This window comes from Acidocella sp. (assembly GCF_036489515.1).
Classification (GTDB): Bacteria; Pseudomonadota; Alphaproteobacteria; order Acetobacterales; family Acetobacteraceae; genus Acidocella.
Genome location: NZ_DASXFO010000074.1, coordinates 1 through 20,865, shown reverse-complemented (window position 1 = coordinate 20,865; position 20,865 = coordinate 1). Strand labels below are relative to the sequence as shown.

Below are 20,865 nucleotides of genomic sequence, written 5' to 3'. Positions count from 1 at the left end.
CCACGGTCTGGGACACATACGACGATATCGTGGAAGCCTGCAAAACCGCATGGAACTGGTTCATCGCCGATCCAGACCGCATCAACTCAATCGGTAGCCGCGATTGGGCATGTGTCAGTCTTTAGGCGGATTGGTATTACTTCCCTAAAATCTCCCGCACCGCCGCCGCATCCGGCGCCGCGAGCGCCGCCGCCGCCAGGGCGACGCAGTCGGCGAAATTAAGCGCGCGGACGGCTTTTTTGACGCGCGGGACGGCGGCGCCGTGCATGGAGAGCTGGCGGATGCCGAGGCCGAGCAGCAGCGGGGTGATGTGTTCCCGTGCCGCCAGCTCGCCGCAGATTGCGACGGGTATTTGCGCGTCGATGGCGGCCTGCGCGGTCATGTGGATGAGGCGCAGCACCGCCGGCTCCAGCGGATCGTAGAGGTTTCCGCCGGCGGGCAGGCAGCGATCGGTGGCGAGGGCGTACATCGTGAGATCGTTGGTGCCGATGCTGAAGAACGCCGCCTCGGCCGCGAGCTGGCGGGCGGACAGGGCGGCGGCGGGGGTTTCGATCATGATGCCGAGCGGCGGTTGTTGCGCCGCCATGGGCACGCGCCGGCGTTTCAGCCGCCGCCAGACGCGGTCGAGCGCGGCGTGCGTCGCTTGCAGTTCGGCGCACAGCGAGACCATCGGCACCATGATGCGTACCGGCCCGGCGGCGCCAGCGCGCAGGATCGCGGCGAGCTGGGTTTCCAGCAGCGCCGGGTGCTGCAGCAGCAGGCGGATGCCGCGCAGGCCGAGCGCCGGGTTCGGCTCCGGCGGCTGCGGCAGATAGGCGTTGAGCGCCTCAACATCCTTGTCCGAACCCCAGTCCAGCAGGCGGATGGTGACCGGCTCACCCTCCATGGCGGCGACGATTTCGGTATAAATCTGCGCCTGCGTGTCCTCGTCCGGCAGGCTCTCGCGGTTCATGAACATGAATTCGCTGCGCAGCAGGCCGATGCCGTGCGCGCCCGATTGGGCGATCAGCGGCAGCTCGAACGGCAGTTCCAGATTGGCCTGCAGCTCGATGGAAACATGGTCGCGGGTTTCCGCCGGCAGGCGCTGCAGCCGTGCCAGGAGGCGGCGACTGCGGGTGATGTCCGCGATTTTGCTCCGCGCCGCGTCGAGGCTGGCCTGGCTCGGGTTGAGGATGATCTCGCCGGCATCGCCATCGATGATCGCCGGGGTGCCGGGCCGGGCCGCCTCCAGCACGCCGTGGGCCCCGAGCACAGCGGGCAGCCCCAACGCACGCAGCATCACGGCGGTATGGCTTTCCGTGCCGCCCTCGGCGGTGATGATGCCGGCGAACTGGCTGGGCTGGATCAGCGCCGCGTCGGACGGGCGCAATTCCTGCGCGGCGAGGATGCTGCCCGGGGCGAGACCGCGGAAGTTGCGGAAGGGTTGGTGGGTGAGGTTGCGCAGGATGCGGCGGGCAATCTCGCGCACCTCGTCGGCGCGGCGCTGGCGGCCGGCGCGGTCGGAGCCGGTGAGCGCCAGGATCGCCCCGGCCTGTGCCTCGGCCTCGTCGAACACCGCCGCTTCGGCGTTGGCAAGGCCCGTTTCGATGCGTGTTTTGATGCCGTGGATCAGCCGGGAGGGCCTCAGCATGTGCAGATAGGCGTCGATCAGAGGTTCCAGCTCCGCCTGGCTGTGTTCCGGAAGGCTGGCCAGCCGCGCCTTCAATTTGCCGAGCTGGTGGCGCGAGCGGGAGAGCGCCTCTTCCAGCCGGGCGATCTCGGCCGGCACGGCGGCGGTGGCGATGGTGCTGTGCGTGACGACGAGTCCGGGTTCGGTCGCCTCGTGCACCGGGCCGATGCCGATGCCGGGGGCAACGGCATGGCCGTAAAAACGCTGCTCCAGCCTCTTTTGCACGAACGATGTCATGGTGTAATAAAATCGCTGGGCGATTCGATTACAAGGACAATCTTGGAGGAAGAAAGCAGCCGCTTTTTAAAAAAAGCGGCGCAAAAACTTTTGGTTATGCTGGGCCTGGGGCTGTACCGCCGACAATGCCCAGGGCCAAACTCGGGAACGTGTAATCAACTATTATGATTGGCATTGAAACATGACCAAATCATCTTGGCTTGATGCCTCAGGCGCTGCCATGTGGGCTCTCGCCAACCGTTACACCGGGCGAGTGGGGTATAAGCTCGGCGTCAAAGAAAGTGGCCTGGAGGCTGATCCGGCAGCTATCGATTGTTCCGGATGGGTTGCATTTCTACTTTCCGCCGGGATGGGTGCAGCTAATCGAGCGATGGACAGAGAGGTGTTTGGCGGCGGTGACGTCGCGGCGGTCCACACGTGGTCAGACCACATAATCGAGGAACTTGAACGACGGTCTGGCTGGATCCTGGAAGGTGACCGGATCACCCTGGACACCCTGCCTCCTTATGCCACCGTCGGTCTCCGGCAGGGCGGAGGCGATTGGGCCGAGAATCACCCACGCCCCCGCGGAATTACGCATGTCGTTCAGGTCGTCCGCCGTCCCGGTGATGGAGTCCCCTTTGTCTCTGAAGCTCAAGCGTGGTCTGAGCCGTATGGTCTCCGGTTGATGTCGCTGGCTCGCTGGCTCGACGTGACGCAAATGTATCTCAAGAGTGGAGAGGCATGGGCAGTTGACGCTTTTACAGAATAGGCCACTCAACGGGCGTCTTACGAGCGAAGGTCCAATGAGAGGCGTGGCTTGCCAGCCGAGATTGCGTCCGCTTGTGCCGCCTTCCCCTGCGCTTACCTGAACAGGTTCCTTCGCTCTGTTTGTTCAGTCCGTCTCGTGGAAGCCGGCTTCGATCAGCGCGGCGATGGCGTCCAGGGCTTCCTTGGCGTCAAACCCGGCGGCGGTGAGCAGCACGGTGCTGCCGGGGCCGGCGCCGAGCATCATCAGCCCCATGATGGAGCGGGCGGAAACGGACTGGCCGTCCTTGGCGATTTCGACCGTGGCGCTGAAGCGCTCGGCCAGGGTGACGAGCTTGGCGGCGGCGCGGGCGTGCAGGCCGCGCCGGTTGATGATGCCAACCTCCATGGCAACCGAACCGGTATCGCTCATGGCTTATTCGGCGGCGCGCTGGGGTATGATGGAGGGCTGAGCCTCGTGGCCGGAGCAGATATATTTCCGTCCGGCGGCCTCGGCGCATTGCACTGCCTCGGGCAGCGCCTGCGTGCCGCGGATTTTCGCCAGCTTCACCAGCATCGGCAGGTTGACGCCGCCGATGATCTCGATGCCGGGCTGGGTCGCCATCGACATGGCGAGGTTGCTGGGGGTGCCGCCGAACATGTCGGTCAGCAGGATCACGCCGTCGCCGGAATCGACCTCGGCGACGCGGCTGGCGATTTCGGCGCGCTGGCTGTCGAATTCCGCGTCCGACTCGATGCACACCGTGGCGACATCCTTTTGCTTACCGACGACATGTTCCATGGCGTCGCGCAGCGCGTTGGCCAGCGTGCCATGGGTGACGAGAACCAAACCGATCATGGTGAAAAAATCATTCCTTGGCGTCCATAATCAGGCTGGTCCGAGCGGACTCGAACTTTCCGGCCTCGCGGTGGGTAACGCCTACCTGCCATCCCGCTTCGCCTAGATAGGCACTCAGTTTTTCAATCATATACACAGATCTGTGTTGCCCGCCGGTACATCCGATACAGATTGTTGCATATTTTTTTCCTTCCTGCACGAAGCGCGGCAATAAAAATTTCACAAGTTCGGCGATTCGGGAAAAATATGCTGAAAAATCAGGATCATTTTCAATGAACTTGCCGATTTCCGGGTCGAGGCCGCAAAGCGGGCGCAAATCCGGGTCGTAATACGGATTGCGAAGGAAGCGTGCGTCGAAGACCAGGTCTGCTTCCCGCGGCAGGCCGGCGGGATAGGCGAAGGAGATCAGGGAGACGGCAAGCCCGGGCGCACCGGCGCCAAAATTCTGTTCGATGATGCCGCGCAGCCGCGGTAGCGGCAGGTGTGAGGTGTCGATCAGCAGATCGGCGGTATGGGCCAGCGGCAGAGTCAGCTCCCGCTCCTCTTTGATGCCGTCGGCCACCGTGCCGGTCTGCGCCAGTGGGTGGCGGCGGCGGGTCTCCGAATAGCGGCGCAGCAGATCCTCGTCCGACGCGGTGGCGTAGACCAGGGTCGGCGCCAGGTCGGGATTTTCGCGCAAGAGCTGCAGCTTGCGCAACACCGTGTCGGCGGCGAACCCGCGCGAGCGCGCGTCCACGCCGACCGCCAGATTGCCTGCCGCCTGTGCTGCGAGGTCTTCCAGCGTGTCGAGCGGCGGGTTGTCCATGGTCTCGAAGCCAAGATCCTCGAGCGTGCGCAGGATGGAGATCTTGCCCGCACCGGACAGGCCGGTGACCAGCACGACGGCGCGCTTGGCCCGGCTCATGCCGCGAACGCCCCCGCCAGCTGGGCGACGTGCCCGCAGGCGGCCTCCAGCGCCAAGGTGACACGGTCAGGCGCGGAGGGGTGATGCGGGTCGATGGTCACGACCGGCAGACCCAGCTCAGCATCCCGCTCCGGCATCGGCAGGCGCGCAACCGCGATGCCAAGCCGTACTATGAGGCGCGGCGTGGCCGTGGTCAGGAAGGGGAGGCGAAAAATACCAAGGCCGCGCACCTCCAGCAGCCCCGCCAGGGCGGAAGGCGCGCAAGCCTGCCCGCCTTCGACGATCACCTGGTCGTCGGCGACGAGCCGGAAACCGCGATCGATCAAGCGCAGCAACAGGTCCGACTTGCCGGCACCGGACGGGCCGGTGAGCAAAACGGCGTCACAACCGTCGGGACCGGGCCGGGCGGCGCAAGAGGCGTGCAAACGCATGGCGGGGAATGTGGCAAGTTTTTGGCAACCGCGAAAGGCCCCTGCCTGTGACGAAAGCGGGTATACAAGGCTTTGGGTGCCGCGCTGTTTTATGAAATTTCGTCTTACACGCAGGGCGTGCAGACCTGGCGGAGGGAAGAAAGCAGCCGCTTTTTGAAAAAAGCGGCGCAAAAACTTTTGGCTCCGCTGGGCCATGGGCGTTGTCGCCGATATCGCCCATGGCCCAGCATAACAAAGTTTTTTTGCTACTTTTTGTTCACAAAAAGTAGCCTTGCCTTCCTACCTCAACCGACCGGCGCGGCGTCTTCCTTGCGCAGGATATCCAGCGGCAGCAGCGCGCCGTCGCGTTCGAAATGCCAGAACGTCCAGCCATTGCAGGAGGGGGCGTTCTGCACTGCGGCTCCCACCTGGTGGATTGAGCCGCGATGGGCACCGGAGATCAGCGTGCCCTCCACGGTCACCTCGGCGGCGACGCGGCGCTGTTTGTCCGTCAGCTGCGTGCCGGGGCGCAGAATGCCGCGTTCGACGAAGCTGCCGAAGGCGATGCGCGGCGCCTCGCGCCCGGTCGGCGGGGCGATTACGGCGCTGGCGGGCGCGCGCGCCTCGGCCTGCAAGCGGCCCCAGGCGGCCTCGACATAGGCGGGATGCCGCTCGATGCCGATGAAATGCCGGTGCAGGCGCTTGGCCACCGCGGCGGTGGTGCCGGTGCCGAGGAACGGATCGACGATGATCTCCCCCGGGCTGGTGGAGGAGAGGATCACCCGGTGCAGCAGCGCCTCGGGTTTCTGCGTCGGGTGCAGTTTCAGCCCGTGCGTGTTGCGGAGCCGTTCAGTGCCGGTGCAGAGCGGCATCGTCCAGTCGCTGCGCATCTGCAGGTCGTCGTTCAGCGCCTTCATGGCCTGATAGTTGAATTTGTAGCGTGATTCCTTGGATTTCGCGGCCCAGATCATGGTCTCATGGGCGTTGGTGAAGCGCCGGCCGCGGAAATTGGGCATCGGGTTGGTCTTGCGCCAGATCACGTCGTTGAGGATCCAGAAGCCCAGATCCTGCAAGATCGCGCCGATGCGGAAGATGTTGTGGTAGCTGCCGATGACCCAGAGCGTGCCGTCCTTGCGCAGGATGCGGCGGCATTCGCCCAGCCAGTCGCGGGTGAAAGCGTCATAGGCGGCGAAATCGTCGAAGCGGTCCCAGTCGTCGTCGACGCCGTCGACGAGGCTGTCATCCGGACGGCGCAACTCCCCGCGCAATTGCAGGTTATAGGGCGGATCTGCGAAGACACAGTTCACCGAAGCGTCCGGCAGCATGCGGAGCATGTTGCCGGCATCGCCTAGCAGGATCTGGTCAAGCGGCAGTTCGCGCAGGACTTCCACGGGCAAGGCAAACCCTCAAATTCTTACTCCCCGCTTAACTGGCGGGGCGTCCGTAGTCACGTCAACTCCGCAACAAGGTCATCGTCGGCGGAAAGCTCGGCCGTCAGCGGGTCATGCATGCCGCGCAGCAAGGGGCCAAAACCCATGCGGTGATGGCAGGTAGGGCCGTGCTGCAGGATCGCGGCGCGGTGCTGGGCGGCGGCGTAGCCGGCATTCTGCGCCCAACCGTAAAGTGGGTAGCGGCTGTGCAGCCGGCGCATCAGCGCGTCGCGCAGCTCCTTGGCGGCGATCGAGGCCGCGGCGATCGACAGGCTGAGCGCATCGCCGCCGACCAGAGCGGTGCAGGGAATGGCGCCGCCGGGCACGCGGTTGCCGTCCACCAGCACATGGTCGGGGAGGACCGGCAGGGCGGCGATGGCGCGGCGCATCGCCAGCATCGAGGCGTGCAGGATGTTGAGGGTGGCGATTTCCGGCACCGAGGCGGCGCCGAAGGCAATTGTGGCGCCGGAGCGTTTCAGCGCGATGAGGGCTGCGGCGCGGGCCGGACCAGAAAGTTTTTTGGAATCGTCGATCAGCGCCGCGAAGCCGCGCGGCAATCTGGCGGGCAGGATCACCGCGGCGGCCAGCACCGGGCCGGCGAGCGGGCCGCGCCCGACCTCGTCCACTCCGGCGACGATGCCGCCGATCCGTTTTTCGTGCTTGAGGTCAGGCATGACGCAATCCGGCGAAGAAAGCCGTCAGTAGAGCAGAACAATCCGAGTCGCGTACCCCGCCGATGATCTCCGGCTTGTGATGCGTGGTGGCGTGGGCGAACACGCGCGGCCCGTGCTCGACGCCGCCGGATTTCGGGTCATAGGCGCCGAACACCAGTTTCTTGATGCGGAAGGCGGCGATGGCCCCGGCGCACATGGCGCAGGGCTCCAGCGTTACCGTCAGCGTGCAATCGGCGAGAAACTTTTCGCCGCGGGAGGTTGCGGCGGCCTGCAAGGCCACCATTTCGGCATGTAACGCAGGATTGCGCGCCGCCTCGGTGCGGTTGCCCGCCGCCGCCAGGATCACACCTGCGGCATCGGTGACCACCGCGCCGACCGGGATTTCCCCCCGCGCGGCGGCATGTCTGGCTTCGTCAAGGGCAAGATCCATCGGCGTCATCAGGTAAAGTTTGCCTTGGAGTGTCGGGCCGGTCTAGTTGCACCGCATGATAACTCGCCCCTTGATCGGACTCACGCTCGACGCCGAACCGGCCGGCGGCTGGTCCAAATATCCCTGGTACGCGCTGCGGCAAAATTACACGGCGGCGGTGGCGGCGGCGGGCGGGCTGGCGGTGGCGTTGCCGCACGATCCGGGCCTCGCGGAAGGCTATCTCGGCCGGCTGGACGGGCTGATCGTGACGGGCGGCGCCTTCGACGTGGACCCGACTTTGTATGGCGACGGCGCGCGGCATGAGACGGTGACATTGAAATCCGGCCGGACCCAGGCGGAACTGGCGCTGCTCACCGGCGCGCTGGCGCGCAACATGCCGGTGCTGGGCATTTGCGGCGGGCAGCAGCTGCTGGCGGTGGCGCTGGGCGGCGCGCTGATCCAGCATATCCCGGACGCCATCCCCAACGCGCTGGAACATGAGCAGAAGATTCCGCACAGCGAGCCCGGCCACGAGGTCAGCATCAGCCGGGGCACGCTGCTGCACAGCCTGGTCGGCGCCCGCATGCAGGTGAACAGCTCGCACCACCAGGCGGTGCGTGATCCGGGGCGCGCCGTGGTCAATGCCGTGGCGCCGGACGGGGTAATCGAGGGCATCGAGGACCCGACGCAGCGCTTCTGCATCGGCGTGCAATGGCATCCGGAATTTTTCGTCGATCTGGGCGACAAGGCGATTTTCGCGGCCTTCGTGGCGGCCTCCTGTGGTTGAGGAAGCGCGCGGCGAGCGGATCGCCAAATTCCTGTCCCGCGCCGGCATCGCCAGCCGCCGCGACGCCGAGGTGATGATCGCCGCCGGGCGCATCCGCCTGAACAACGAGCCGGTGACGCATCCGGCGGTGTTCGTCAAAGACGGCGACATGGTGCTGCTGGACGGCAAGCCGGTGAGCGAGCCGGAGCGCACCCGGCTGTGGCGCTACCATAAGCCCGACGGGCTGGTGACCACGCACAAGGACCCGGAAGGGCGGCCGACCGTGTTCGAGCATCTGCCGCCGGGCCTGCCGCGGGTGATCAGCATCGGCCGGCTCGACCTCACCTCCGAGGGCCTGCTGCTGCTGACCAATGACGGTGCGCTCTCGCGCCAGCTCGAACTGCCGGAAACCGGCTGGCTGCGGCGCTACCGCGTGCGCGTGCATGGCGGCGTCGCCCCGGAGAAGCTGAAACGCCTGGCCGACGGCATGGTCGTGGACGGCACGCGCTTCGGCCCGATCGAAGGCGCCATCGATTCCGTGCAGCGCGCCAATACCTGGCTCAGCGTCTCGCTGCGCGAAGGCAAGAACCGGGAAATCCGCCGCGTCATGGAAGCCCTCAGCCTGCCCGTGACGCGCCTGATCCGCGTCGCCTACGGCCCGTTCCAGCTCGGCAACCTCGCGAGCGGCGCTGCCGAAGAGGTCAACGGCAAGATCCTCCGCGAGCAGGTGCCGGGTCTTGGGAAATGAGGCGTCCGTGAGCAAGTCCAGGGGGCCGCTGTCCCGTCGCGCCGAAGGCGCGCCGTTTGCTTAAGCTGCGGCCCTTTGGGCCGCCGACCCCCTGCCAACGGCAGCGCCGTTGGATCCGCAATAAGGGTAATGGAGGCGGGGGCCCGAGTGTTTCCAACGCCCGTGCGGCCCCCGCCTCCATTACCCTATTAATGGGTTCTAAGGGCTCCGCCCTTAGCGGGGTTCCAAGGGGCAGCGCCCCTTGGCCTTACTTACCGGCGCATTCATGACCCCAGGCCCGAAACTGATCGCCGGGACCTGGCGGGGACGGCGTCTGGCGTCGCCGGCGGGGTTGGAGACGCGGCCGACGGGGCTGCGGGCGCGGCAGGCGGCGTTTGATATTCTGCTGCATGCGCCTTGGGGCGGCGGCGATTTTCTGCGGCAAACGCGGGTGTTGGACGTGTTCGCCGGCACGGGGGCGTATGGGCTGGAGGCGCTATCGCGGGGTGCTGCGGGGGCGGTGTTTTTCGAGCGCTCAGCAGCGGCGCAGGCGGCGCTGCGCCAGAACATCGCCGCCTGCAGGGCCGAAGCGGTGACGAGGGTGATCGCGGGCGATGTGCTGGCGCCGCCGGCGGGGACGCCGCACGGGCTGGTGTTTCTCGATCCGCCTTATGGGCAGGATTATGTGCCGCGCGCGCTGGCGGCGCTGCTGGCGCGCGGCTGGCTGGCGCCGGGGGCGGTGGTGCTGGCGGAATTGGGCCCGGGCGATGAATGGGCGCCGGGTGAGGTTCTGGCGGAACGCAGCCACGGCAAGGCGCGGCTGGTGTTTGGGACAGTTTAACTCAATTCGTGTTAGGTAGTTGACATGCTGAGTCCGACCATCCGCCGTCTCTCCGCCCTGACCGTCAACCGCATCGCCGCCGGTGAGGTGATCGAGCGGCCGGCGGCGGCGGTGAAGGAGCTGGTGGAGAACGCGCTGGATGCCGGGGCGCGGCGTGTCGAGGTGATCCTGGCGGGCGGTGGGATCGCGCGGACCGAGGTGATCGACGATGGCTGCGGCATCCCCGAAGACCAGCTGGCGCTGGCGATCGAGCGGCATGCGACCTCGAAGCTCGCCGACGAGACGCTGGTGCAGATCGCCACTTTGGGGTTTCGCGGCGAGGCGCTGCCCTCGATTGGTGCTGCGGCGCGGCTCACGCTGATCAGCCGTCCGGCGGGGCAGGATTCGGCCTATCGGCTCAGCGTCGTGGGCGGGGCGGTGAGCGCGGTGATGCCGGCGGCGGGGTCGGTCGGCACGCGGGCGATCGTCGAGGATTTGTTCTTTGCGACCCCGGCGCGGCGGAAATTTCTGCGCAGCGCGCGCGCCGAGGCGGAGGCCGCGGAGCGGGCGGTGTGGCGGCTGGCTTTGGCGGCGCCGCAGGTTGCGTTCCGGCTGGTCTCGGAAGAGCGGGTGCTGTTCGACGTGCCGGCGCAGGACGAGGCGGCACGGGTGGCGGCTTTGTTCGGGCGTGAGGCCGCCGGGGTGATGCTGGAGCTGGAGGCGACGCGCGAGGGGGTGCGGCTCACCGGCCTGGCGGGGCCGGCCAGCCTGTCCCGCGCCACCACCCAGCTTCAGAGTTTCGTGGTGAACGGGCGTCCGGTGCTGGACCCGGTGCTGCGCATGGCGTTGCGCCTGGCCTATCGCGACGTGATCGCCACCGGGCGGCATCCGGTGGCGGCGTTGCGGCTGGAGATCCCGGCCGAGGCGCTGGACGTGAACGTGCATCCCGCCAAGACCGAATTGCGCTTCGCCGATGCCAATGGTGTGCGCAGCCTGGTGATGGGGGCGATCGCGCGGCTGCTGGAGCGCCCGGTGAGCCTGGCGACGGCGCCGCGGGCGCCGCTGGCACCCATGGGGCAAATGTCACGCCCGGGCCTGGCGCTGCGGCCGCCTTCCTATGCGCCGGTTGGTACGGCAGCGCGGGGCTTCGCCGAGGCGGAGCTGGCGCTGGCGGCCCCGCCTACGGCGCGGCAGATCGAAGCCGTGGCGCCGGACCCGGCGCATCCTTTGGGCGCCCCGGTGGCGCAGATTTTCGACACCTATCTGCTGGCAGTGGCGGCGGATGGGTCGCTGGTGCTGGTGGACCAGCACGCCGCGCATGAGCGCCTCACCGAGGAACGGCTGCGCGCGGAGTTTTTGGCCGGCAAGGTGGCGGCGCAGCCGCTGCTGCTGCCGGTGGTGGTGGATTTCGCCCCCATCGAGGCGCTGCGGCTGCTGGCGCAGGCGGACAGCCTGGCGCGGCTGGGGCTGCAGATCGAGGCGTTCGGGCCGGGGGCGGTGCTGGTGCGGGCCGTGCCGGCGGCGCTGAAAAACGCCGACGCCGCGGCGCTGCTGCGCGACCTCGCCGAGGAGTTTGCCGAGAGCGACACGCCGGTGGCGCTGGAGGGGCGGCTGGATGCGGCGCTGGCCCGGCTCGCCTGCCACCGCTCGATCCGCGCCGGGCGGCGGCTGACGGTGGAGGAGATGAACGCGCTGTTGCGCGAGATGGAGGCCACGCCGCGCGCCGGGACCTGCAGCCACGGCCGCCCGACCTTTTTGAAACTCTCGCAGGCGGAGCTTGAGAAAATGTTCGGGCGGCGGGGGATGTGAAGTAAGAAAGTGGCCGCTTTTAAAAAAGCGGCGCAAAAATTTTTGCTATGCTGGGCCATGGGTGGTGTCGGCGACAACGCCCATGCCCCAGAGTAGCAAAGTTTTTTTGCTACTTTTTGTTCACAAAAAGTAGCCTTTCTTTTGCTTGCTGAGCGGCGGCCAGATCTTCCTTGGTGTTGATGTTGAGGAACGGGTCGATCGGGCCCGTGAAATCGACCTGGCGGGCGGCGCACAGCGCGAGCGCGTCGCGGACCCGGTAGGCGCCGGGGGCGGCCAGGAAATTTTCCAGCTCCGGCAGGACCGAGACCGGCCAGTGCGCGACCAGATGATGCTGACGGCCTTCGTGACAGGCGACGGCGGCGGCCGGGCTGAGGGCTGCCAGCAGATCCGTGGGCGCGAAGGGCGTGTCCACCGGCACGGTGAGCAGCGTGTCCGCACCAATTTTTTGCGCCCAGACGAGGCCGGCGGCGACGCCGGCGAGCGGGCCTTTTCCGGCATGTTCCGGCGCGTCCGCCAGCACCGGGAGGTGAAAGGCCGCGAAACGGGACGGGTCGCCATTGGCGCTGATGGCGATGTGCTGCACCTGGGGCGTCAGCCGGTCGAGGAGGAGCGAAATGAGGGGGCGGTCATCGAGGCGCAGAAAGGCCTTGTCGACATAGCCGAGCCGGCTGCCCTGGCCGCCGGCGAGAATCAACGCGGCGGTCGTCATGAGATGATGCGCCATGATGGGGGGACCAAAAGCACCCTGGGGCGAACGACGGGGATTGAACCCGCGACAACCGGTACCACAAACCGGCGCTCTACCAACTGAGCTACGTCCGCCATCAGGGCTGGGTGCCTCGTACCGCTGTCAGGCGGTCGCCGTCAACGTCCGAGCCATGCAGAGGAAAAGAAGCGGCCGCTTTTTGAAAAAAGCGGCGCATAAATTTTTTTATGCTGGGCCATGGGCTGTGTCAGCGACAACGCCCGTGGCCCAGCATAGCAAAGTTTTTTTGCTACTTTTTGTTCACAAAAAGTAGCCCTTTTTTCTTTCAAGCCAGCGCGCTTTGGGACACCAGCCAGCGTTCCAGCCTGGTCACGGCTTCGTGCAGGATTTCCGGCCGTTTGCAGAAGGCGAAGCGGACATACTGCGTCGGCGCGGTGCCGACATAGAAGGCGGAGACGGGGATTGCCGCCACGCCGGCCTGTTCGGTGATGGTGCGGCAGAAAGCGACGTCGTCGCCGTTATAGCCGAGGCCGGAGACATCGGCGGTGATGAAATAGCTGCCATCGGCGGGCAGGGTTTTGAAGCCGAGGCGGCGCAGCCCGGCGTCCAGAATATCGCGGCGTTCCTGCAGATCGTCGGCGAGGCCGGCGAAGTATGCGTCGGATTTCGCCAGCCCCAGGGCGACCGCGCGTTGCAGGTTGGGGGCGGAGGCGAAAGTGAGATTCTGGTGCGCCTTGGCGACCAGGGCAGCGAGGGCGGGGCTGCCGGAGACATAGCCGATTTTCCAGCCGGTGAGCGAAAAGGTCTTGCCGGCGCTGCCGATGCGCAAGGTGCGCGCCGCCATGCCGGGCAGGGTCATCAGCGGAATGTGCCGGGCGCCGCGGAACACCAGATGCTCATAGACCTCGTCGCAGACCGCGTAGGCATCGTGTTCGCGCAGCTTCTCGCTGATGAAAGCCAGCTCGTCGGCCGAAAAAACCTTGCCGGTCGGGTTCATCGGCGAGTTGAGGAGCAGCAGCTTGGTGCGGGGTGAGAAGGCGGCGGCGAGTTCTTCACGCGGCAGGGCCCAGTCGGGCGGGTTGAGGCGGACCAGCTTCGCGGTGGCGCCGAGCAGGGTCACCACCGGCAGGTAGGTGTCGTAGAGCGGCTCGATCAGCACCACCTCGTCGCCCGGGTTGAGCAGCGCCATCAGGCAGGCGGTGATCGCCTCGGTGGCGCCGGAGGTGATGACGACGCCGGTGGGATCGATGTCGAGACCGTAGAAGCGTTTGTTGGCGGCGGCGACGGCGGCGCGCAGCTCCGGCAGGCCGGTCAGCGGCGCATATTGGTTGCGCTGGTCGAGCAATGCGTCGGCGGCGGCCTGGACCACGTCGGCTGGGCCATCCGTGTCGGGAAAGCCCTGGCCGAGATTGATGGCGCCATGCTGGGTCGCCAGCGCCGACATGATGGTGAAGATCGTCGTGCCGGTCTGTTCGAGCAGCGCGTTCGCAGGTTTCAATGGAGCGTCCCTAACCAAATGGGTGGTAAATTAAAGGGCAGCGGGGCAGGGGGCAAGTGTGCTGAAAATATAGGCAGATGACGCCGCGCGCTGCGCCACGCTAACCATTGCGTGATCGCAATCTTCGTTCAGTCCCGCTTTCTGCGGAAATTCCGTTCTGGCACGACATATGCAAAGCTGCTTAAGCCAGCCCGTTGGCTGGCGCGCCAACTCAAAGTGCGCAGGCCGCAGGACACAGAGGAGGCGCCCGGTGCTTTTCGGGCGTGGACCAGATGAAAAAGATCGAAGCGATCATCAAACCGTTCAAGCTGGATGAGGTCAAGGAGGCGCTGCACGAGGTGGGCCTGCAGGGCATCACGGTCGTGGAGGCCAAGGGATTCGGCCGCCAGAAGGGGCATACCGAGCTCTATCGCGGGGCCGAATACGTGGTGGATTTTCTGCCGAAGGTGAAGATCGAGGTGATCTGCGAAGATAGCGTGGTGGAACGCGCGGTCGATGCGATCATGAACGCGGCGCGCACCGGGCGCATCGGTGATGGCAAGATTTTCATTTCCACGGTGGAAGAGGCGATCCGCATCCGCACCGGCGAGAAGGGCGACGCGGCGATCTGACTTTTTTGGTCCGGCGGCGCGTTATCCGCGGCTCCCGGCCATTGTGGCGGGGGGCGGGCATGGTTAACATGCCGATCAACAACTTTGGATATACGGCGCCGCGTGGTGCGGCGCCGTTGTGTTGTGCTTAACAGTTTTATGATTAACAGTTTGGGGACAGAGCATGGCGAAAAAGCCCGCTGAAGGCGCCGATGGCATCAGCAAGGTACTGGATCTGATCAAGGAGAACGGCGTCGAGTATGTCGACCTGCGCTTCACGGATCCCAAGGGCAAGTGGCAGCACACGGCGCAGCACGTGTCCACGGTCGACGAGGACTCGCTGCGCGACGGCTTCATGTTCGACGGCTCTTCGATCGCCGGCTGGAAGGCGATCAACGAGTCCGACATGATCCTGCAGCCGGACCTGGAAACCGCGGTGATGGACCCGTTCTCGGCCAAGCCGAGCCTGATCCTGTTCTGCGACATCATCGAACCCTCGACCGGCCAGAGCTATGCGCGCGACCCGCGCTCGACCGCCAAGAAGGTGGAAGCCTACCTCAAGGCGACCGGCATCGGTGATTCCATCGTGGTTGGCGCGGAAGCCGAGTTCTTCATTTTCGACTCCGTGAAGTTCGGCACCGGCGGCAATTACGGCACCTACCAGGTCGACAGCATCGAGGGCCCCGGCTCCTCGCTGAAGGACTATCCGGAAGGCAATATGGGCCACCGTCCTTCGATCAAGGGCGGCTATTTCCCGGTCCCGCCGGTGGATGGCGATTCCGACCTGCGCGCGGAAATGCTCTCGGCGATGGGCGAGATGGGCCTGCCGATCGAGAAGCATCACCATGAGGTGGCGCAGAGCCAGCACGAGCTCGGCACCCGGTTCGGCACGCTCACCAAGATGGCCGACCAGATGCAGATCTATAAGTACTGCGTGCACAACGTCGCGCACTCTTATGGCAAGACCGCGACCTTCATGCCGAAGCCGATCTATGGCGATAACGGCTCGGGCATGCACACCCACCAGTCGATCTGGAAGGCCGGCAAGCCGCTCTTCGCCGGCAACGGCTATGCGGACCTGTCGGAGATGTGCCTGTACTTCATCGGCGGCATCATCAAGCACGCCAAGGCAATCAACGCCTTCACCAACCCCTCGACCAACAGCTACAAGCGGTTGATCCCCGGGTTCGAGGCGCCGGTGCTGCTGGCCTATTCGGCACGCAACCGTTCGGCCTCGTGCCGCATCCCCTACACCACCAGCCCGAAGGCCAAGCGCGTGGAAGTGCGCTTCCCCGACCCGACCGCCAACCCCTATCTGGGCTTCGCGGCGATCGCCATGGCCGGCATCGACGGCATCAAGAACAAGATCCATCCGGGCGACCCGATGGACAAGGACCTCTACGACCTGCCGCCGGAAGAACTGAAGGGCATCCCGACGGTGTGCGGCTCGCTGCGCGAGGCGCTGCAGTCCCTGGAAGCCGATCACGAGTTCCTGCTGCAGGGCGACGTGTTCTCCAAAGAGCAGATCGAGAGCTATATCGAACTCAAGTGGAAGGACGTGTATCGTTTCGAGCACACGCCGCACCCGGTCGAGTTCGAAATGTACTATTCCGCGTAATTTGCCGGAATGACGGAAACGGGGGCGCAAGCCCCCGTTTTTTTTAGGAAAAAGAAAAAGGAAAGCAGCCGCTTTTTGAAAAAAGCGGCGCAAAAACTTTTGGCTATGCTGGGCCATGGGCGTTGTCGGTGCCAACGCCCATGGCCCAGAGTAAAAAAGTTTTTTTGCTACTTTTTGTTCACAAAAAGTAGCCTTCCTTCCGCTTGCTTGCCGCGCGCAAAAAAACGGCGTATGGTGCCAAAAAATAAAGCCCGACTTTTGCAGGGTGGCCCTCAAACGGCCGCCTTTTTTATTGGAATTTTTGCGCCCGTGACTGACAATCGCCCGAACCATACCGGCCTCGAAGGCCGCATCGCCGAGATCATCGCTGGACCGCTGGAGGCCCAGGGGTATGAGCTTGTGCGCGTGCAGGTGATGGGCACCGAGACCCCGACCGTGCAGATCATGGCCGACCGCGCCGATGACGCGGCGTTCACGCTGGATGACTGCACCGCCGTCAGCCACCTGCTCTCCGCGGTGCTGGACGTCGAGGACCCGATTGATTCCGCCTGGACGCTGGAAGTGAGCTCGGCGGGGATCGACCGGCCGCTGACCCGGACCAAGGATTATGTGCGCTATGCCGGCTTCGATGCGCGCATCGAGCTGCACTTCCCCGGCCCTAACGGGCGCAAGCGTTTTACCGGCAAGCTGGTCGGCGCGGATGCCGAGGCCGTGACTTTGAAGCTGGAAAATGGCGAGGCGGTAGAGCTGAAGCGCGCCGATATCCGCAAGGCCAAGCTGGTGCTCACCGATGAGCTGATTGCGTTTTCGACCAAACCGACTTTGACAAACTAAACCAGAGGACCCATCCATGGATACCGCCGTCAATCGTCCGGAATTGCTGCTGGTTGCTGATGCCGTGGCGCGTGAGAAACAGATCGAGCGCGACGATGTGCTGGAGGCGATGGAGCAGGCGATCCAGAAGGCCGGGCGCGCCAAATACGGGCATGAGAAGGACATCCGCGCGACCATCGACCGCAAGACCGGCGATGTGCGGCTGTCACGCTGGACCGAGATCGTCGAGACCGTGGAGAACGAGGAGACGCAGATCCCGGTCAGCATCTCCAAGCGTTTCGCGCCGGAGAAAGAGGTCGGCGATTTCATTGTCGATCCGCTGCCGCCGATCGATTTCGGCCGCATCGCCGCGCAGACCGCCAAGCAGGTGATCGTGCAGCGCGTGCGCGAATATGAGCGCAGCAAGCAGTATAACGAATTCAAGGACCGCGTCGGCGAGATCATCAACGGCGTGGTGAAGCGCACCGAATACGGCAACCTGATGGTCGATCTCGGCCGCGCCGAGGCCTTGCTGCGCCGTGACGAGACGATCCCGCGCGAGAATTTGCGCAACGGCGACCGAGTGCGCGCCTTCATCTATGACGTGCGCGAAGAGCAGCGCGGCCCGCAAATTTTCCTCTCCCGCACGCATCCCGGGTTCCTCGCGAAACTGTTCGCCCAGGAAGTGCCGGAAATTTATGACGGCATCATCGAGATCAAGGCGGTGTCCCGCGATCCGGGTTCGCGCGCGAAGATGGCGGTGATTTCACGCGACCAGTCGATCGACCCGGTCGGCGCCTGCGTTGGTATGCGCGGCTCGCGCGTGCAGGCGGTGGTGGCCGAACTGCAGGGTGAAAAAATCGACATCATTCCCTGGTCGCCCAACGTCGCCACCTTTGTGGTGAACGCGCTGGCGCCGGCCGAGGTGTCCAAGGTGGTGATGGACGAGGAAGCCGGGCGCGTCGAAGTCGTGGTGCCCGACAGCCAGCTCTCGCTTGCCATCGGCCGCCGTGGCCAGAACGTGCGTTTGGCTTCGCAGCTGACGCGCTGGGATATCGACATCCTCACCGAGGCCGAGGAGAGCGAGCGCCGCCAGGAAGAGTTCCGCCGCAAGACCGGGCTGTTCGTGGAAGGGCTCGACGTGGACGACATGATTGCCGGCCTGCTGGTGCAGGAAGGGTTCGAGAGCATCGAGGATTTGGCGACGGCGCCGGAAGAGGAACTGGCCTCGATCGAAGGGTTCGACGAGAATGTCGCGGCCGAGCTGAAGCGCCGCGGCGAGACCTTCCTGGCCCGTCAGGCCACCGAGCAGGAGGAGCGTCGCCTCGCCCTCGGCGTGACCGACGAGGTCGCGACGATCGAGGCGCTGAGCGCCAAGGACCTGATCGCCCTGGGCGAGAAGGGCGTGAAGACGCTGGACGATCTGGCGGATCTGGCCGGTGACGAGCTGGTGGAGATTCTCGGCGCCGACGCGTTGAACGAGGACGCGGCGAACGAGATCATCATGGCGGCGCGCGCGCATTGGTTCGAAGGTGACGGCGACGCTGCCTGAGCCCGAGAGCACCGATCCGATCGAGGTCGAGATCGAGATGGAACCGGAGCGCGGGCCGCTCCGGCGCTGTCTGGTGCGGCGCGAGCAGGCGCCGCGCGAGGAGATGCTGCGTTTTGTCGTGGGGCCGGATCAGACGCTGGTTTTCGATGCCGGCGCAACCCTGCCCGGCCGCGGTCTATGGTTGAGTGCGGCGGGCGATGTGGTAGAGATGGCGCTCAAGCGGGGTGTGTTCCCCCGGGCCGCGAAGCAGCCAGTGACCGTACCGAAGGAATTGCGCGGTCAGGTCGAGGCGCTGTTGAGGCAGCGGATTTTCGAGCTGGTGGGGCTGGCGCGGCGCGGCGGTGGAGCGATCTCAGGTTTCGAGAAAGCGCGTGAATGGCTGGTCTCCGGCAAAGCTGGGCTGGTACTGCAGGCGTTGGATGGTAGTGTGGAGGAGCGGGCGCGGTTTGTCGGCGGTCGCGATATTCCCGTGGTGACGGTTTTCACCGCCGCCCAGCTGGGACAGGTTTTCGGCCGGGAGCATGCCGTACACGCCGTGATCGCGGCGGGACGGCTGGCGGAAAAGATACAAATAGAGGCTTTGCGGCTCGCAGGTGTTGCGGCAGCGGGCCCAAGCGGGCAGTAACGCCCAACACGGCCGGGTTACCCCGGTCAGACGAGTGGATGGACCGATTTAAGCATGAGTGACGGCAACGACCAGACTGAAACCAAAGGCAGGCTTTCCCTGCGCCCGGCAGCGCGTGGCGATGCGGGACATACCGTCGATGCCGGATCCGTGCGGCAAAGCTTCTCGCACGGGCGCTCGAAAGTGGTGCAGGTCGAGGTGCGCAAGAAACGTGGCCTGGCCCCGGGTTCTGCGCCGAGCGCGCAGGCGCCCGCAGCGCCCGCACCCACGCCCAACCCGTCGCTGAAAACCCCGGCCGAGCGGCCCGCTCCGCCGGCCCAGAATAACGGCCCGCGGCCGCGCCCCGTCGCGGGCGGCCGCGCTCTGACCGCCGCGGAAGTCGCGACGCGCCAGCGCGTGCTGGCCGAACAGCGCTTGGCCGCGCAGCGCGAAGCCCAGCGTGAGGCGGAACGCCGCGAGCAGGAGAAGATCTCCATCCTCTCCGCCGCCGAAGAGGCGCGCCGCCGCGAGGAAGAGGCCGCTGTGCAGCGCGCCGCCGAAGAGGAAGCGGCTGCGGCCGCCGCCGCTGCGGCGCCCGAGCCGGTGGCTGAAGCCACGGCGTCGGAACCGGCCAGCCCGGCCGAAGCCAAGGCGTCGGCGCCGGTCGCTGGTGCGCGTGCGGGCACTGCTGCCAGACCCCAGGCCCCCGGCGCAAAAACGCCCGCGGCCCCCGGTGCAGCGCGCGAAACCTTGCAGCTCAAGCCGGTCCGCCCCGGGGCGCGTCCGGACGAGGAAGACGAAGCGCCGCGCGGCGTGCGCCGCCCGAGCGTTGGCCCCGCGCCGAAGCGTGGCGTGCCGGTGCCGCCCCCGAAGAAGATCGGCGACGACCGCCGTCGCGCCGGCCGCATCGATGTGCAGGCCGCGATCGAGGGCGAGGACGAGAAGGTGCGTTCGCTCGCCTCGGTGCGCCGCCAGCGTGAGCGCGAACGCCGTCAGGCCGAACTCGAGCTGCTGCGCGCCGATGGCGTGAAGGTGGTGCGCGAGGTGATCCTGCCGGAGACCATTACCGTGCAGGAACTCGCCAACCGTATGGCCGCGCGCGGCAACGAAGTTGTGAAGGCCCTGATGAAGATGGGCGTGATGGCGACCATCACCCAGGCGATCGACGCCGACACCGCGGAGCTCGTGATTACGGAATTCGGCCATCGTGCCCGCCGCGTCGCGGATTCGGATGTCGAGCTTGGCCTGGAAGGCGGCGCCGACACCGAGACCGAGCTGCAGCTGCGGCCGCCGGTGGTGACGATCATGGGCCATGTCGACCATGGCAAGACCAGCCTGCTCGACGCGCTGCGCCACACCGACGTGGCGGCGGGCGAGGCCGGTGGCATCACCCAGCATATCGGCGCCTATCAGGTGAAGCTGCCTTCGGGCGCGCAGATCACCTTCCTCGACACGCCGGGCCATGAGGCGTTCACCGCCATGCGTGCCCGCGGCGCCGGGGTGACGGATATCGTCGTGCTGGTCGTGGCTGCCGATGACGGCGTGATGCCGCAGACCATCGAGGCGATCAAACACGCCAAGGCGGCACAGGTGCCGTTGATCGTGGCGATCAACAAGATCGACCGGCCGGGTGCCGATGCGAACCGCGTGCGGCAGGAATTGCTGCAATACGAGATCGTGGTCGAGGAAATGGGCGGCGACACGCAGGATGTGGAAGTGTCCGCCCTGAAGAAGCTCGGCCTCGATAAGCTCGAAGAGGCGATCATTCTGCAGGCCGAAGTGCTCGAACTGCGCGCCAACCCGAACCGTTCGGCGGAGGGTGCGGTGGTTGAGAGCCGCCTCGACCGTGGGCGTGGGCCGGTCGCGACCGTGCTCGTGCAGAAAGGCACGTTGCGTCCTGGCGATATCGTGGTGGCCGGCACCCAATGGGGCCGGGTCCGCGCGATGCAGGACGACAAAGGCAAGGCCGTGAAAGCCGCGACCCCCTCGACACCGGTGGAAGTCCTCGGGCTGTCCGCGGCACCGACGGCGGGCGAGCCGTTCG

General features: G+C 66.0%; 21 protein-coding genes and 1 tRNA gene. 11 read left to right on the top strand and 11 right to left on the bottom strand.

All coding sequences use genetic code 11. The annotated features are described in order from the left end of the window. Positions 1–136: 136 nt before the first annotated feature. Positions 137–1,894: a phosphoenolpyruvate--protein phosphotransferase gene (ptsP, locus tag VGG47_RS11665; RefSeq protein ID WP_331538682.1), complete on the bottom strand. Its 1,758-nt coding sequence runs from the start codon at positions 1,892–1,894 to the stop codon at positions 137–139. A 193-nt stretch (positions 1,895–2,087) separates the two neighbouring features. Between ptsP and VGG47_RS11660 the strand changes: the two genes are divergently transcribed. Next, positions 2,088–2,657, top strand: coding sequence for a hypothetical protein (locus VGG47_RS11660; protein ID WP_331538680.1), 570 nt, complete (start codon positions 2,088–2,090; stop codon positions 2,655–2,657). Between the two features lie 123 nt (positions 2,658–2,780). Here VGG47_RS11660 and VGG47_RS11655 read toward each other — a convergent pair whose 3' ends face one another. The 7 genes from VGG47_RS11655 to VGG47_RS11625 form a co-directional block, all read right to left on the bottom strand. Beyond that, positions 2,781–3,065 (bottom strand): HPr family phosphocarrier protein, encoded by a 285-nt coding sequence (locus tag VGG47_RS11655; protein ID WP_331538677.1) that lies wholly within the window; start codon positions 3,063–3,065, stop codon positions 2,781–2,783. Between the two features lie 3 nt (positions 3,066–3,068). Next, positions 3,069–3,491 (bottom strand): PTS sugar transporter subunit IIA, encoded by a 423-nt coding sequence (locus VGG47_RS11650; RefSeq protein WP_331538675.1) that lies wholly within the window; start codon positions 3,489–3,491, stop codon positions 3,069–3,071. 10 nt (positions 3,492–3,501) lie between these two features. Continuing rightward, a complete protein-coding gene (rapZ, locus tag VGG47_RS11645) occupies positions 3,502–4,395 on the bottom strand; it encodes an RNase adapter RapZ (protein WP_331538673.1) in 894 nt (297 codons plus the stop codon). Further along, the gene (locus VGG47_RS11640) at positions 4,392–4,826 is read right to left on the bottom strand and encodes an HPr kinase/phosphorylase (protein ID WP_331538671.1); all 435 of its coding nucleotides are present in this window, start codon (positions 4,824–4,826) and stop codon (positions 4,392–4,394) included. The genes rapZ and VGG47_RS11640 overlap by 4 nt, the downstream gene beginning before the upstream one ends. Positions 4,827–5,110: 284 nt before the next feature. Next, positions 5,111–6,139: a site-specific DNA-methyltransferase gene (locus VGG47_RS11635; RefSeq protein WP_408841968.1), complete on the bottom strand. Its 1,029-nt coding sequence runs from the start codon at positions 6,137–6,139 to the stop codon at positions 5,111–5,113. 113 nt (positions 6,140–6,252) lie between these two features. Continuing rightward, entirely contained in the window at positions 6,253–6,909 is a 657-nt protein-coding gene (locus VGG47_RS11630) for a ribonuclease HII (RefSeq protein ID WP_331538668.1), read from the bottom strand. Continuing rightward, on the bottom strand, positions 6,902–7,339 hold the full coding sequence (locus VGG47_RS11625) for a nucleoside deaminase (protein WP_331538688.1): 438 nt from the start codon (positions 7,337–7,339) through the stop codon (positions 6,902–6,904). Before VGG47_RS11625 ends, VGG47_RS11630 begins: the two co-directional genes overlap by 8 nt. Before the next feature lie 55 nt (positions 7,340–7,394). On the opposite strand from VGG47_RS11625, the gene VGG47_RS11620 reads away from it, so the two are divergent. The 4 genes from VGG47_RS11620 (at position 7,395) to mutL (ending at position 11,440) form a co-directional block, all read left to right on the top strand. After that, complete coding sequence (locus VGG47_RS11620) at positions 7,395–8,105, top strand: gamma-glutamyl-gamma-aminobutyrate hydrolase family protein (RefSeq protein WP_331538666.1); 711 nt, start codon at positions 7,395–7,397, stop codon at positions 8,103–8,105. Then, positions 8,098–8,832: a pseudouridine synthase gene (locus VGG47_RS11615; RefSeq protein WP_331538664.1), complete on the top strand. Its 735-nt coding sequence runs from the start codon at positions 8,098–8,100 to the stop codon at positions 8,830–8,832. Before VGG47_RS11620 ends, VGG47_RS11615 begins: the two co-directional genes overlap by 8 nt. Positions 8,833–9,097: 265 nt before the next feature. Further along, entirely contained in the window at positions 9,098–9,652 is a 555-nt protein-coding gene (locus VGG47_RS11610) for an RsmD family RNA methyltransferase (protein WP_331538687.1), read from the top strand. 24 nt (positions 9,653–9,676) lie between these two features. Beyond that, positions 9,677–11,440, top strand: coding sequence for a DNA mismatch repair endonuclease MutL (gene mutL, locus VGG47_RS11605; protein ID WP_331538662.1), 1,764 nt, complete (start codon positions 9,677–9,679; stop codon positions 11,438–11,440). Between the two features lie 109 nt (positions 11,441–11,549). Here the strand turns inward: mutL and mobA are convergent, their stop codons facing one another. The 3 genes from mobA to VGG47_RS11590 form a co-directional block, all read right to left on the bottom strand. After that, positions 11,550–12,164 carry a molybdenum cofactor guanylyltransferase MobA gene (gene mobA / locus VGG47_RS11600; protein WP_331538660.1) on the bottom strand — a complete coding sequence of 205 codons (615 nt, stop codon included), beginning with the start codon at positions 12,162–12,164 and terminating at the stop codon, positions 11,550–11,552. A gap of 22 nt (positions 12,165–12,186) precedes the next feature. After that, positions 12,187–12,262, bottom strand: a tRNA-His gene (locus VGG47_RS11595). A gap of 209 nt (positions 12,263–12,471) precedes the next feature. Beyond that, on the bottom strand, positions 12,472–13,644 hold the full coding sequence (locus VGG47_RS11590) for an aminotransferase (protein WP_331538658.1): 1,173 nt from the start codon (positions 13,642–13,644) through the stop codon (positions 12,472–12,474). A gap of 272 nt (positions 13,645–13,916) precedes the next feature. Here VGG47_RS11590 and VGG47_RS11585 point away from each other — a divergent pair, with 272 nt between their 5' ends. The 6 genes from VGG47_RS11585 to infB form a co-directional block, all read left to right on the top strand. Beyond that, positions 13,917–14,255 (top strand): P-II family nitrogen regulator, encoded by a 339-nt coding sequence (locus VGG47_RS11585; protein WP_331538656.1) that lies wholly within the window; start codon positions 13,917–13,919, stop codon positions 14,253–14,255. 163 nt (positions 14,256–14,418) lie between these two features. Continuing rightward, positions 14,419–15,852: a type I glutamate--ammonia ligase gene (gene glnA / locus VGG47_RS11580; protein WP_331538654.1), complete on the top strand. Its 1,434-nt coding sequence runs from the start codon at positions 14,419–14,421 to the stop codon at positions 15,850–15,852. Positions 15,853–16,161: 309 nt separating this feature from the next. Next, a complete protein-coding gene (rimP, locus tag VGG47_RS11575) occupies positions 16,162–16,686 on the top strand; it encodes a ribosome maturation factor RimP (RefSeq protein WP_331538652.1) in 525 nt (174 codons plus the stop codon). A gap of 16 nt (positions 16,687–16,702) precedes the next feature. Beyond that, positions 16,703–18,217: a transcription termination factor NusA gene (gene nusA, locus VGG47_RS11570; RefSeq protein ID WP_331538650.1), complete on the top strand. Its 1,515-nt coding sequence runs from the start codon at positions 16,703–16,705 to the stop codon at positions 18,215–18,217. Positions 18,218–18,254: 37 nt separating this feature from the next. Then, on the top strand, positions 18,255–18,842 hold the full coding sequence (locus tag VGG47_RS11565) for an RNA-binding protein (protein WP_331538684.1): 588 nt from the start codon (positions 18,255–18,257) through the stop codon (positions 18,840–18,842). Between the two features lie 54 nt (positions 18,843–18,896). After that, on the top strand, positions 18,897–20,865 hold a 1,969-nt coding region (infB, locus tag VGG47_RS11560; protein ID WP_331538648.1), incomplete at its 3' end, for a translation initiation factor IF-2.